The sequence below is a fragment of the Streptomyces sp. NBC_01497 genome, assembly GCF_036250695.1.
GTDB lineage: Bacteria > Actinomycetota > Actinomycetes > Streptomycetales > Streptomycetaceae > Streptomyces.
This window is the reverse complement of record NZ_CP109427.1, coordinates 2,872,134-2,885,176: the sequence shown is the minus strand read 5'-3', so window position 1 is coordinate 2,885,176 and position 13,043 is coordinate 2,872,134. Positions and strand designations below refer to the sequence as shown.

The 13,043-nt window shown below is 72.2% G+C and carries 12 protein-coding genes and 1 pseudogene; 11 read left to right on the top strand and 2 right to left on the bottom strand.

What is annotated here, in order from left to right:
* The first annotated feature begins 72 nt into the window (after positions 1-72).
* Genes OG310_RS12265 through OG310_RS12255 form a run of 3 tightly spaced genes read left to right on the top strand, consistent with a single transcriptional unit; the run spans position 73 to position 2,353 of the window.
* Positions 73-1,185 (top strand): sugar kinase, encoded by a 1,113-nt coding sequence (locus OG310_RS12265; RefSeq protein WP_443078841.1) that lies wholly within the window; start codon positions 73-75, stop codon positions 1,183-1,185.
* On the top strand, positions 1,182-1,946 hold the full coding sequence (locus tag OG310_RS12260) for an IclR family transcriptional regulator (protein WP_329455915.1): 765 nt from the start codon (positions 1,182-1,184) through the stop codon (positions 1,944-1,946). Before OG310_RS12265 ends, OG310_RS12260 begins: the two co-directional genes overlap by 4 nt.
* A complete protein-coding gene (locus tag OG310_RS12255) occupies positions 1,943-2,353 on the top strand; it encodes a RidA family protein (protein ID WP_329455914.1) in 411 nt (136 codons plus the stop codon). The genes OG310_RS12260 and OG310_RS12255 overlap by 4 nt, the downstream gene beginning before the upstream one ends.
* A gap of 152 nt (positions 2,354-2,505) precedes the next feature.
* Here the strand turns inward: OG310_RS12255 and OG310_RS12250 are convergent, their stop codons facing one another.
* The gene (locus tag OG310_RS12250) at positions 2,506-4,224 is read right to left on the bottom strand and encodes a chitinase (protein WP_329455913.1); all 1,719 of its coding nucleotides are present in this window, start codon (positions 4,222-4,224) and stop codon (positions 2,506-2,508) included.
* A 265-nt stretch (positions 4,225-4,489) separates the two neighbouring features.
* Positions 4,490-5,506 (bottom strand): chitinase, encoded by a 1,017-nt coding sequence (locus OG310_RS12245; protein WP_443078618.1) that lies wholly within the window; start codon positions 5,504-5,506, stop codon positions 4,490-4,492.
* A gap of 213 nt (positions 5,507-5,719) precedes the next feature.
* Between OG310_RS12245 and OG310_RS12240 the strand changes: the two genes are divergently transcribed.
* From OG310_RS12240 to OG310_RS12205, 8 genes and pseudogenes are all read left to right on the top strand, one after another.
* Entirely contained in the window at positions 5,720-6,094 is a 375-nt protein-coding gene (locus OG310_RS12240; protein WP_329455912.1) for a WXG100 family type VII secretion target, read from the top strand.
* A gap of 352 nt (positions 6,095-6,446) precedes the next feature.
* Positions 6,447-7,385, top strand: a complete 939-nt coding sequence (locus OG310_RS12235) for a hypothetical protein (RefSeq protein WP_329455911.1) — start codon at positions 6,447-6,449, stop codon at positions 7,383-7,385.
* Positions 7,382-8,101, top strand: a complete 720-nt coding sequence (gene cpaB / locus OG310_RS12230) for a Flp pilus assembly protein CpaB (protein ID WP_329455910.1) — start codon at positions 7,382-7,384, stop codon at positions 8,099-8,101. Before OG310_RS12235 ends, cpaB begins: the two co-directional genes overlap by 4 nt.
* 7 nt (positions 8,102-8,108) lie before the next feature.
* The gene (locus OG310_RS12225) at positions 8,109-9,422 is read left to right on the top strand and encodes an AAA family ATPase (protein ID WP_329455909.1); all 1,314 of its coding nucleotides are present in this window, start codon (positions 8,109-8,111) and stop codon (positions 9,420-9,422) included.
* 80 nt (positions 9,423-9,502) lie between these two features.
* On the top strand, positions 9,503-10,075 hold the full coding sequence (locus tag OG310_RS12220) for a TadE/TadG family type IV pilus assembly protein (RefSeq protein ID WP_329455908.1): 573 nt from the start codon (positions 9,503-9,505) through the stop codon (positions 10,073-10,075).
* Positions 10,062-10,556: a pilus assembly protein gene (locus tag OG310_RS12215; protein ID WP_329455907.1), complete on the top strand. Its 495-nt coding sequence runs from the start codon at positions 10,062-10,064 to the stop codon at positions 10,554-10,556. The genes OG310_RS12220 and OG310_RS12215 overlap by 14 nt, the downstream gene beginning before the upstream one ends.
* Positions 10,553-11,887, top strand: a pseudogene (locus OG310_RS12210) (CpaF family protein); the annotation flags it as partial. The gene OG310_RS12215 and the pseudogene OG310_RS12210, both read left to right, overlap by 4 nt.
* 200 nt (positions 11,888-12,087) lie before the next feature.
* Complete coding sequence (locus OG310_RS12205; protein ID WP_329455905.1) at positions 12,088-13,038, top strand: type II secretion system F family protein; 951 nt, start codon at positions 12,088-12,090, stop codon at positions 13,036-13,038.
* Positions 13,039-13,043: the final 5 nt, after the last annotated feature.

Sequence of the window (13,043 nt, the reverse complement as noted above, 5' to 3'; positions counted from 1 at the left end):
GGGGTGAGTGGTCCCCCTGTTGGTTGCACATGCTGCAACGCGCGTTGCGCATGACGCTTGTCGTTGTCTAACATCCGACGCGACATCGGGTCAATCGGGAGGAGCCGGCGAGTGACCGAGGTTGTGTGCGTGGGCGAGTCCATGGTCACGTTCGTACCGTCGCGGCCCGGCCGCCTCGCGGACGTGCCCTCCTTCGCCCGCGGTATCGGCGGCGCGGAGTCCAACGTGGCCTGCGCGCTGGCCGCCGCGGGCCACCGGTCCGCCTGGGTCAGCCGGGTCGGGGCCGACGGCTTCGGGGACCACCTGGTCGAGGCGATAGGGGCGTACGGGGTCGACACCTCGGCGGTACGGCGCGACACGGAGCGTCCCACCGGCATCTACTTCCGCACCGCCAACGACCGGGCGACGACCGCGCACGAGGTCGCGTACTACCGGGCGGGTTCCGCGGCCTCCGCGATGTCCCCCGCGAACATGCCGCTCGGCCTCCTCGACGACTGTCGCGTCCTCCACCTCTCCGGCATCACCGCCGCCCTGTCGCCGGACTGCCTCGCCCTCCTCGAAACCCTCACCGCGCGGCGGCCCGGCAGGCCCCTGGTGTCCTTCGACGTCAACCACCGGCCCCGGCTGTGGCGCGACGCCGCCGGCGCCCGGGTCCTGCTGGACCTCGCGCGCGGCGCCGACCTCGTCTTCGTCGGCGAGGACGAGGCGGCGGAGGCCTGGGACGTGCGTGGCGCCGAGGCGATCCGGGCGGCCCTGCCCGAGCCTGCGACGCTGATCGTCAAGCGGGGAGCGGCGGGTGCCACGCTGTTCACCGGCGGCACCTCGGTGACCGCGCCCGCGCTCAGCGTCGACGTCGTGGCTCCGGTCGGCGCGGGCGACGCCTTCGCCGCGGGCGTCCTGTCCGCGACGCTGCGCGGCCTGCCGCCCGCCGAACGGCTGCGGCACGGCCACCTGATGGCTGCCTCCGTCCTGACGGTCGAGGCCGACGTGTGCGTACCGCCGGAGCGTGCCCACGCCGACCGGCTGGCCGCGCTCGGCGAACGGGAGTGGGCGGCGCTGCGGCTCTCGGCGGGCTGGACGGACGCGGGCCGCAAGGACGCCGGCGCGACGGACCCGGCCGCGGCCCCCGCACCGGACCCGGCCGCCGGTGACGCGGGAGCCGCCGGGGCGGTGCGTACGCCATGAGCCAGACCGTCGACCGCGCCCTGAGCATCCTGCCGCTGCTCGCCCGCGGCCCCGCCGACCTCGGCGAGGTCGCCGAGGCGCTCGGCGTCCACAAGTCGACCGCGATGCGGCTGCTGCGCACCCTGAACGAGCACGGCCTCGTGCACCGCCAGCGCGACCAGCGCTACCGGCTCGGCGCCAAGCTGTTCACCCTCGCCCAGGAAGCCGCCCTGAACCTCGACGTGCGCGACGTCGCGCACCCGCATCTGATGGCCCTCAACGAGAGCTGCGGGCACACCGTCCACCTGGCGGTCTACGAGGAGCGCGAGGTCCTCTACATCGACAAGGTCGAGAGCCGCTACCCGGTCCGGATGTACTCGCGGATCGGCAAGTCCGTGCCGATCACCGTCGCGGCGGTCGCCAAACTGCTGCTCGCCGACCTCCCGGAGCCGGAGCGGCGGGCGCTCGCCGAGCGCCTCGACTACCCCATGTACACGCCCCGTTCGACGCCCGACGCGCCCGCGTTCCTCCGGGAGCTGGCCGTCGTGCGCGACCAGGGCTGGGCCACCGACCTCGGTGGCCACGAGGAGTCCATCAACTGTGTGGGCGCCCCGATCAAGGGACCCGACGGACGGGTGGTTGCCGCGATGTCGGTCTCGGCACCGAACGTCGTCGTGACCGCCGAGGAACTCCTCGGACTGCTGCCGCAGGTCCGCCGCACGGCGGACGCCGTCAGCAGGGAGTACGCAGGTACCACACCACCCAAGGAAGCAACAGGATGAGCGACAAGACCGCGCTGACCCCCGCCACCCACACCGAGCCGCCGGCGAAGTTCTCGCACGGCGTGCGCAAGGGCAACATCCTGCAGGTCGCGGGCCAGGTCGGCTTCCTGCCGGCCGTCGCGGGCCAGGCCCCCACGCCCGCGGGCCCCACCCTGCGCGAGCAGACGCTCCAGACCCTCGCGAACGTCAAGGCGATCCTGGAGGAGGGGGGCGCGAGCTGGGACGACGTGATGATGATGCGCGTCTACCTCACCGACGTGACCCACTTCGCGGAGATGAACGAGATCTACAACGCGTACTTCGCGGAGCAGAACCTGCAGGCCCCGCCGTCCGCCCGTACGACGGTGTACGTGGCGCTGCCCCCGGGCCTGCTGATCGAGATCGACGCGCTGGCCGTCCTCGGCTGAGTCCGTCCTCGCAGTCCCTTCCCGGCCGGACCCGTTCCCGGCCGGACCTGGGCGCGCGACAGCGCCGCCGTTTCGACGCGGCGGCGCTGTCGGCCCTGTGGGGGGAACGGGAGAGGCCGTCGGGCCCCTGGCCCCCGGCCCCGGGCGGGGTGTTACGGCAGGGCGTGCACGTGCGGGCCCACCGTGTTCGACCAGGCGTTGCCGGCCGAGGCGTCCCAGTTGGTCGACCAGGCCATCGCGCCGCGCAGGCCCGGCCAGGTCGTCGAGGGCTTGAAGGAACCGCAGTTGCTGCCCTTGGCGAGGCAGTCCAGCGCGTTGTCGACGACGGACGGCGCCACGTAGCCGCTGCCCGCGCCGCTCGTCGACGCCGGTACGCCGATGCCGACCTGCGAGGGTGAGAGGCCGCCCTGGAGCTGGATGCAGGCGAGTGCCGTGATGAAGTCGACGGAGCCCTGCGAGTAGACCTTGCCGTCGCAGCCCAGCATCGAACCGCTGTTGTAGTACTGGGTGTTGACGACGGTGAGGATGTCCTTCACCGCGAGCGCCAGCTTGAAGTACTCGGTGCCCGTGGACTGCATGTCCAGCGTCTGCGGCGCCATCGTCAGGACGAACCCGGAGCCGGCCTTCGCGGCAAGCTGGTGCAGCGCCTGCGCCATGTAGGTGGAGTTGACGCCGTTCTCCAGGTCGATGTCGATGCCGTTGAAGCCGTAGGTCTGCATCAGCGAGTACGCCGAGTTCGCGAACTCCGTCGCGGACGAGGCGCTGTTGACGGAGACCGTGCCGTTCTGGCCGCCCACCGAGAGGATCACGGACTTGCCCGCGGCCTTCTTCGCGGCGATGTCCGCCTTGAAGTCGGCGGCGGAGGAGTAGCCGACCGCCGGGTCGAGGGTGAAGCCGAGCTGGCCGGGCGTGCTCGTGGCGTCCGCGAACGCCACGGCGATGATGTCGTAGTTCGAGGGGACGTCCCGCAGCTTCTGCACGGTGGCGCCGTTGTTGAAGTCCTGCCAGTAGCCCGTGACCGCGTGCTTCGGCACGGAGGGGGAGCCGCCGGGCGGGGTGGTGCCGCCGCCCGAGGTGGTCGTCACGCTCACGGCCGTCGACTTCGCGGACTCGCCCGCGGAGTTGGTCGCGCTGACCTGGAACTGGTACGTCGTGTTCGCGGCGAGCCCGGAGACCGTCGCGGACGTGCCGGACGTCGACTGGATCTTCGTCGCGCCCTGGTAGACGTTGTAGCCGGTGGCGCCGGAGGCGGCGCCCCAGTTCAGGTTCACGGAGGACGCGGTGGCGCCGCTCGCGCTCAGCCCGCCCGGCGTGGCGGGCGCCTGCGGGCCGGTGTCGCCGCCCCCGCCGCCGTCCGGGCCCACGAGGGTGAGGTCGTCCACGTCGTACGCGGCCTGGCCGTACCAGCCGTGTGTGTAGACGCTGACGGACTTCGTGGACGGGCCCGTCGTGAACGTCGTCTTCAGCTGCGTCCAGCCGGAGCTGCCGGGTGTCCAGGTCTGCGGGTCGGTCGTACCGGTGCCGGTGGCACCCAGGTACGTGTACGAGCCCTGGACCCAGGCGCTGAGCGTGTACGAGGAGTTGGGCGCGACGGCCACGGTCTGCGCGCACTGCGCGAAGTCCTGCCCGGCGGGCGTGCCCCGGAGAGCGGCGGAGCCGCCGTGCACGGGGGAGGAGACCACGGCGGTGGTGCCCGCCGCACAGGTCCAGTTGGCGAGCCCGGACTCGTAACCGCCGTTCTTGGCCACGTTGATGTCGGCGGCGTGCGCGGTGCCGGCGAGTCCGGCGAGGCTCAGCGCCCCGGCCGCGAGGGCGGCGACGGCGCCGCCCGCGGTTCTGCGGAGCCAGGATCTGCGTCTGGTGCGTTCCACTTACTGCCTCCGGATGGGGGTGGGATGGAGGTGCGGAAAGGGAAACGGTGGCCACCGCCTGACCGGTAAAATGGTCCAGACCAATGGACTTGTCAAGATGTCACGGCGAATTCCGCAGGAAGTGCGGCGGCCCGGAGGCGCCGGCCACGTGTCCTGCGGGCCCCGGCGCCTTCCCGCCGGGCGAACGGGAACGCCGCCCGCGGTGGCGGACGGCGTTCCGGTCGGACGTCCTCCGCGGGTGATCACCCCGCGGCAGGCTGCCTGTTCAGAGGGAGTGCACGTGCCCGCCGACCGTGCTCGACCAGGCGCTGCCGGCCGACGCGTCCCAGTTGGTCGACCAGGCCATCGCACCGCGCACGCCCGGCCAGGTCGTCGGGGGAGTGAAGGAACCGCAGTTGCTGCCCTTCGTCAGGCAGTCCAGGGCGTCGTCGACGACCGAGGGCGCCACGTACCCGCTGCCCGCCGCGCTCGACGACGCCGGTACGCCGATGCCGACCTGCGACGGGTCGAGTCCGCCCTGGAGCTGGATGCAGGCGAGCGCCGTGATGAAGTCGACGGAGCCCTGTGAGTAGACCTTGCCGTCGCAGCCCAGCATCGAACCGCTGTTGTAGTATTGCATGTTGACGACGGTCAGGATGTCCTTCACGGCCAGCGCCGTCTTGAAGTACTCGGCGGACGTCGACTGCATGTCGATGGTCTGCGGCGCCATCGTCAGCACGAACCCGGAGCCCGCCTTGGCCGCGAGCTGATGCAGTGCCTGCGCCATGTAGGTCGAGTTGAGCCCGTTCTCCAGGTCGATGTCGATGCCGTTGAACCCGTACTGCTGCATCAGCGCGTACGCGGAGTCGGCGAACGCGGACGCCGAGGCGGCGTCGCTGACGGAGACGGTGCCGTTCTGCCCGCCGACGGACAGCACCACGGACTTGCCCTCGGCCTGCTTGGCCGCGATGTCCGCCGTGAACTGGGCGTCGGAGGTGTAGCCCACCGCCGGGTCCAGGCTGAACGCGATCTGCCCGGGCGTGGTTGTCGCGTTCGCGAACGCGACGGCGATGATGTCGTACTGGTCGGGCACGTCGGCGAGCTTTTGGACCTGCGCGCCGTTGTCGAAGTCCTGCCAGTAGCCGGTGACGGCGTGCGCCGGGACGGCGGCCGCCGACGCGGCCGGTGCGGCCTGGGGTGCCGGTGCCGCCTGGGCGGCTGCCGGCAGGGCGAACACCGTCGCGGCGGCGGCCAGTCCGGCCACCGCGAGGGCGGCCCTGCGGGGGAGTGAGGTGAGGTGCACTGCTTGGCCTCCGTGGGGGGAGAGCGGAAAACGTGTGGGGGGAAAGCGGTTACAAACTGGTCCAGACCATTGGGTGATGTCAAGACTCCGTACGCGAAAGGAAAGAAGGCAACAGTGCGGCGCGATGCCCGGTGCCGGCGCCCCGGCCGCCGTTCGCGGGCGAACCGGGCCGAGCCCCTTCAGGCGTCACGCGCCGGGTCGTAGAGTCGGCGCATGGGCGACGACAAGGACCTCGACGTATCGGCGGACGACCTCACCCATCTCGTGGGCGGCCTGAACAAGATGCGGGACCACCTGGGCGACCAGGTCCGGCGCATGTCCACCCTCGTCGACACGATCGAGGGCGGCTGGCAGAGCGACGCCGGTGACGGCTACCGCGAGAACCACCTCCGGGTGGCCAAGGACGTGGTCCGCGTCGGCGAACTCCTGGGCGTCGTCGAGGAGGCGGTCCGCCTCAGCCGCGACGGCTTCACCGACCAGGAGGCGGACACGCTCCGCCGCATGAACGACGAGGCCCGGCACATCGACGCGGGAGCGGGGGCCCAGGACTTCGCGAGCACCCCGCACAGCCGCATCCTGGATGTCTGAGGCGCCGTGGACGCCCGTCCGGGGCGTCCGGGGTGCCTGAAGTGCGCGCGACGTCCGAGGTGCCTGAAGTGCGGGCGACGTCCGGGGTGCCTGAAGTGCGGGGGGCGTCCGGGCCGGATGTGCCGGTCCCGCCCCCGGGTGAGGGTTCGCGGTGTGCTTACGGGCGGTTCGCCCCGGTTGGGGACGCTGTTCATGTACGGACGGTGCCATGGGCGCTCCGAAAAGTGTTCACTGTGCCCCAGGTCGTGGATAAAGTGCTGAGGCAGGAGCGCACACGCACCACGCACAGCAGGAGTTGAGTTGAGCTGCGACGGCCGGGACGCCGGCGTCCGGAGCCGAACGGGGAACCAGCGTGCCGACCGCAATCGCCGTCACCAGCCCTGATCTGGTGTTACCGCCCACCGACCGGCAGACCCCCACCGCCGCCGTCCTCCAGCCGCCCGAACAGCAGCCGTTGGGCGACGCGCTGTCCACGGCCCAGCTGCTGCTCGAACAGCACGGCTACGTCGTGGTGCTGTATCCGGCCAACCTGCCCGCCGCGTACGAACGCCGCCTGCACACGGTGCGCTCCCTCCTGGAGAGCGACCGGATCGCCCTGCTCCGCTCCGAGTTGCCGCCGCTCGCGCTGGGGGTCCTCGTACGCCAGTTGCGGCAGCTGTCCGTCTGCGACTTCAGCGCGGGCGTCGTCGCCTCCGCCGCCCGGCTGCTCTCCCACTACCTGTACGCGGGCGCCGTCCTCGGTTCCGTCGCGAAGCTGGACCGGGTGCCCGTCAGCCTCACGTCCCACGCCAAGTCCTGGGTCCCGGGCTCGCAGTTCGCGGTGCTCGCCGCGCCCAGCCCCGCGCTCGTACGGCTCGGCTCGGGCGGCAGCGCCCCCGCGGGCAAGGCGGCCAAGACCGGCAAGGGCGGCGCCGACGGCGGCCCCCGGGACGTGGACCAGCTTCCCGGACCCGAGTTCGGGACCGAACTCCTCATCGCCAGGGGCCAGCTCACCACCGACTGGCCCACCGCGACCCTCGCGCCCGCCTGGCAGGTGGCCGCCGTACGGGAGTGCCCGCTGCCCGCGGGCTCTCCGGACTGGTGGGGCACGCAGCGCGCCGTCGAGTTCGCCGCGTACCTCCCCGACATCACCGTTCTCTACCAGCTCGTCTCATCCGTCCGGCGGGAGGTGTGCTCCTGGTGCGGCCTCGACCTGATCGGTGACCGCTGCGGTTTCTGCTCGGCGGCGATCGCGCCGCCGGAGACCCACCGGCGCGTCGCGGGTGCCCTGACCCGAGGAACTCCGACATGAACTCACGGCAGCGCCGCGGCATCCTGCTCCTGCTCGTCTCCGTCCTGTGCGCCCTCGCCGCGTTCGCCGGCGTGCTGCTGGTGATCAGCGACGTGGACTCGAAGGTCGGGCCCGAGGTGAGCGCGTACGAGCTGAAGACGGACGTCGCCCCGTACACCCCGCTGCAGCAGGGGCAGTTCACGAAGGTGAGCATGCCGAAGCGGTGGCTCTCCTCGACCGCCGTCACCGACCTGTCCGCGGTGGACGGGAAGATAGCGGTCACCCAGCTCAAGAAGGGCTCGCTCCTGCAGAGCGACATGATCGTGCCGAAGCCGGCGCTCGCGCCGGACGAGGAGGAGATCGCCATCATGATCGACGCCGAGACCGGCGTCGCGGGCAAGATCACCCCGGGTTCCCGGGTCAACATCTTCGCGACCTTCGCCGGTGACCAGAAGAACGGGAAGGCCACCGCCGACGAGTCCCGCATCATCGTCAGCGACGCCCGTGTCATCGACGTCGGCCGGATCACGGCCCTCCAGCAGAAGGGCACCGACGACCGCGCGCTCGGCACCGAACAGGCCGTTCCCATCACGTTCGCGCTGAAGACCGTCGACGCACAGCGCGTCGCGTACGCCGAGTCCTTCGCGGACCACGTACGGCTCGCCCTGCTGCCGGACGGCAAGTCCGTCCCCCCGGGCCCCGGCCAGGACGTGTACACCCTCGCCGGGGACAAGTGAGCGCCCCATGAGCACCCGCATCCTCGCGGCCGTCGCGCATCCGGACGCCGCCCGCGCCCTCGCCACGCTGCTCAGCCAGCTGCCCGACGCCGAACCCGCCGCGCCGCTCGCCGACTCCACCAGCCTCGTCGACACCCTCGCCCGGCTCGCCACCGAGGCGGTCGGCGAACTGCCCGAGGTCGTCCTCGTGCACGAGCGCGTCGGGCCGGTGCCCGCACTGGAACTCGTCCGGGAGATCACGCTGCGCTTCCCGTCCGTCGCGGTCATCCTGATCACCTCGGAACCGGGCCCCGGCCTGTTCTCCGCCGCCATGGACGCCGGCGCCCGGGGCCTCGTCACGCTCCCGCTGTCGTACGAGGAACTCGCGCAGCGCGTCCAGGCCGCCGCGGCCTGGTCGACGGGGGTGCGGCGGCACCTCGGGCAGGGCGGCGTCGAGCTGTACGGGGGTCCCGGCGGGCGGGTCGTCACCGTCAGCGGCGCGAAGGGCGGGGTGGGCACGACCGTCGTCGCGGTCCAGCTCGCGCTCGCCGCGAACGCGTCGGGCATGGCCACCGCGCTCGGGGACCTGGACCTCCAGGCCGGGGACGTCGCCTCGTACCTGGACGTGCAGTTCCGCAGATCGGTCGTGGACCTCTCCGCGATCCAGGACATCTCGCCGCGCGTCCTCCAGGACGCGGTGTTCCAGCACCACACCGGCATCGGGCTGCTGCTCGCCCCGGCCGACGGCGAGCGCGGCGAGGAGATCAACGACCGGTCCGTACGGCAGATCGTCAGCGCGCTGCGCAACCGGTACGAGATCGTCGTGCTCGACTGCGGCACCCAGATGAACAGCGCCAACGCCGCCGCCATCGAGATGGCCGACACCACCGTGCTGCTGACGACGCCCGACGTCGTCTCGGTCCGGGCGGCGCGGCGCATGGTCCGGCTCTGGGACCGGCTGCAGATCCGCAAGGCGGATCAGACCGTCACCGTCGTCAACCGGCATGTCCGCAGCTCGGAGATCCAGCCGGCGCTGGTCGAGCGGATCACCGGCACGCGCGTCGCGAAGACCGTGGTCCCCGCGCACTTCAAGGAACTCCAGGCCGCCGTCGACGCCGGCCGCATGCAGGACCTGGAGGCCAAGTCCACGGTGAAGCAGGCCCTGTGGTCCCTGGCGGGCGAACTCGGCATCGTCCGGGCGCCGGAAGGGGAGGATGCCGGCAGGAGCGGGCGCAACGGGCGGGGCGGCAAGAACGGCAGAAACGGCCGGAACGGGCGGGGCGGGACGGCACGGGGCGACCGGGACGCGGTCGCGCTGCGGCACGGACGTCCGACGCCGTGAGGGCGCCGGGGGGCGACCGGGCCCCGCGGGGCGGCGGCGTCGCGGACACCACGAGCGGTGCCGAGGGGGCACGGTGAGCCATGAGGACGGTACGGGTACGGACAGCGGCACGGGCCGAGCGGACGCATGCGCAGGCGGCGGCGCGGCCGTCGGTAGGGGCGCTGGGAGGGCCGCGTGCCGAGCCGGCACGTGAGGCCCCGCAGCCGCTGACGGCTCCCGGGTCCACCGCCGCGTCGGGGCCGCCCACGCGCGCGCGACGCGGTGGCACCCCGCGACGCGAGGTGCTGCGCGACGCGTTGCGCGGCGACCGGGGACAGGCCGCCATCGAGTTCACCGGCATGATCCCCGTCATCCTCGCGACCCTCGCCCTGATGTGGCAGGCGGCCCTCGTCGGTTACGCCTTCTCCCTCGCGGGCAACGCCGCCGACGAGGCGGCGCACGCCGCTGCCGTCGGCGGCGACTGCGCCGCCGCGGCGCAGCGCGCCATGCCCGGGGCCTTCCACGCCGACCCCAGCTGCGGCGGCGGGACCGGCGCGGTCACCACCGCCGAGGTGAAGGTCGAGATCCCGGTCTTCTTCCCGGGCTTCAACATCCCGATCGACGTCACGGGCCACGGCGCCGCCGTACGGGAGGACCAGCATGGCGCTTCGTAGGACCGGTGCCCCGGCGCCCCGCGACCCCCGCGCCACCGGTGCCACCCGCCAAGATGGCAGCCAGGCCGGTCCCCGCCGCGACGAGGGCCGGGGCCGGCCCCGCCGCGACGACGGCCAGGCCGCCCTCGAATACGTGGGCGTCGTGGCCCTGTTGCTGTTCGTCGCCGTCGCCGCGCTCCAGCTCGGCATCGCCGGGTACACCGTGCAGCAGGCGGGCACCGGCGCGCGGGCCGCCGCCCGTACCGCCACCTACCGCGAGACCGAGGGGGACGACTACCAGGCGGCCGGGCACGCCGCCATCAGCGGCTGGCTCTCCGGCGGAGCCACGTTCACCGCCGCCTCCACCGGCACCGGGATCACCATCACGGCCCGCGTCCACATCCCCGCCATCATCCCGCTGCTGGACCTCGGCTACGCCACCCGCAGCGTCACCATGCCTCTCGACCGGCTGCCCGACCACAGCCCAGGAGCCACGCCATGAGCCTGCGGTCCCGCATCACCACCCACGAACCGGCAGGCGGCGCGAGCCAGGAGTCGCTGCTCGTCGGCACGTACCGGACCAAGCTCCTCCAGGAGATCGACCTCGCCGAGATGTCCGCCCTCGCCGCCACCGAGCGCCGGGCGCGGCTGGAGCGCGTCCTCGGGCACATCATCAGCCGCGAGGGCCCGGTCCTCTCCTCCGTCGAGCGCTCCCAGCTGATCCGGCGGGTCGTGGACGAGGCTCTCGGCCTCGGCATCCTCGAACCGCTCCTGGAGGACGCGTCGATCAGCGAGATCATGGTCAACGGCGCGGACCAGGTCTTCGTCGAGCGCGGCGGCCGGATCGAACGGCTGCCGATCCGGTTCAGTTCCGACGAGCAGCTGATGCAGACCATCGAGCGCATCGTCTCCACCGTCAACCGGCGGGTGGACGAGGCCAATCCGATGGTCGACGCGCGGCTGCCGTCGGGGGAGCGCGTCAACGTCATCATCCCGCCGCTGTCCCTGACCGGGCCGATCCTCACGATCCGGCGCTTCCCGCGCTCCTTCACCCTCGCCGAGCTGATCGAACTCGGCACGCTGGACGAGCAGATGATGCTGCTGGTGGCGGGGCTGGTCCGGGCGAAGTTCAACGTGATCGTCTCCGGCGCGACCGGCACCGGCAAGACGACGCTCCTCAACGCGCTGTCCGCGATGGTCCCGGAGGGCGAGCGCATCGTCACCATCGAGGACTCCGCCGAACTCCAGCTCCAGCAGCACCACGTCATCACACTGGAGTCCCGGCCCGCGAACGTCGAGGGCAAGGGCGAGATCACCATCCGCGACCTCGTACGCAACTCCCTGCGCATGCGCCCCGACCGCATCATCGTCGGCGAGGTGCGCGGCGGGGAGACCCTCGACATGCTCCAGGCCATGTCCACAGGCCACGACGGATCGCTCGCCACCGTGCACGCCAACAGCGCCGAGGACGCGCTGATGCGGCTCCAGACTCTCGCGTCGATGTCCGAGGTCGAGATCCCATTCAATGCGATCAAGGACCAGATCAACAGCGCCGTCGACGTGATCGTGCAGCTGACCCGGCACGCGGACGGCTCGCGCCGCATCACGGAGGTCGCCGTCGTCGACTCGCACGGCCACGAGGACTACCGGATCGTCTCGATCTGCCGTTTCCTCGCCCAGCCGATGACCCCGGACGGCCGGGTGTACGGGCAGTTCGCGTACTACCCGCTGCCGCGCAGCGTCGCCGAACGGCTCTACATGAAGGGCGAGAACATCCCGGCCGCGTTCGGCGTCGCCCAGTCGGAGGAGCAGCTCGCCACGCGCCGCTCCAACTCCTGGCGGATGCCGCAGTCCGTCCCCCTGCCCCCGGGCGCTGGCGCGGGCGTCCGGGGGCAGGGCGCCGGACCACCGCCGTACGGACCGACCGCCCCGGGCGCCACCCGGCCCGTACCCCCGGGGAGCGCGGCGCCGCCGAACGGCACGGCGCCCGTGCCCCCGCCCGCCACCCCCACGTACTGAGGGCCACCGACACCATGGACAAGACGAACCTCTCCCTGCTGACGCTCGGCGTCACCCTCCTCGCGCTGCTGTTCGCCGTCATCGGCATCCAGGCGTACGCGACCGGCCGGTCCCAGCGGCGCGCGCTCATCGCCCGGATGACGGAGACAGAGGGGCCCGGGGACACCGTCGGCGGCGGGCGGCCCCGCTTCCTCGGCGTGGACCGCAGGCTGCGCCGCACCGGACTCGGCAGGCGCCTCGAACGCAAGATCGCCGTCACCGGACTCGACCTCAGCCCCGGCGAGTTCGCCATCTACACCGTGGCGGGTCTGCTCGTCGTCTACTTCTTCGTCGGCTCGTTCTTCGCCCCGTTCTTCGGGGTGCTGGCCGCGCTCGCCGGGCTGTGGGGCGCCAACGCCTTCCTGAACTGGCAGCGCAACAAGCGCACCGAGGCGTTCATCAACCAGCTCCCCGAACTCACCCGGGTCCTCGCCAACGCCACCCAGGCCGGACTCGCGATGCGCACCGCCCTGTCCATGGCCGCCGACGAACTCGACGACCCGGCGGGCGAGGAACTGCGCCGCGTCTCCGACCGGCTCGCCGTCGGCCACTCCTTCGACGACGCCCTGAACGAACTCGCCGAACGGCTGCCGTCCCGTGAACTGGTCGTCCTCGTCACGACGCTCGTCCTGTCCAACCGGGCGGGCGGCCAGGTCGTCAGCTCGCTGCGCAACCTCACCAAGACCCTGGAGGAGCGAAAGGAGACGCGCAGGGAGGTCATCACCATGCTGTCGCAGATCAAGGTGACCGCCGTGGCCGTCCCGGCGCTCGGTCTGGCCTTCCTGCTGCTGATCAACCAGGTGACGCCCGGCGCGCTCGACCGGATGACGGCGTCGGGCCTCGGCCAGTTCGCCACGGTCGTCGCCTTCGCGCTGTACGGGGCCGGGCTGTTCCTCATCCGCCGCATGTCGACCGTACGGGTGTGAGCATG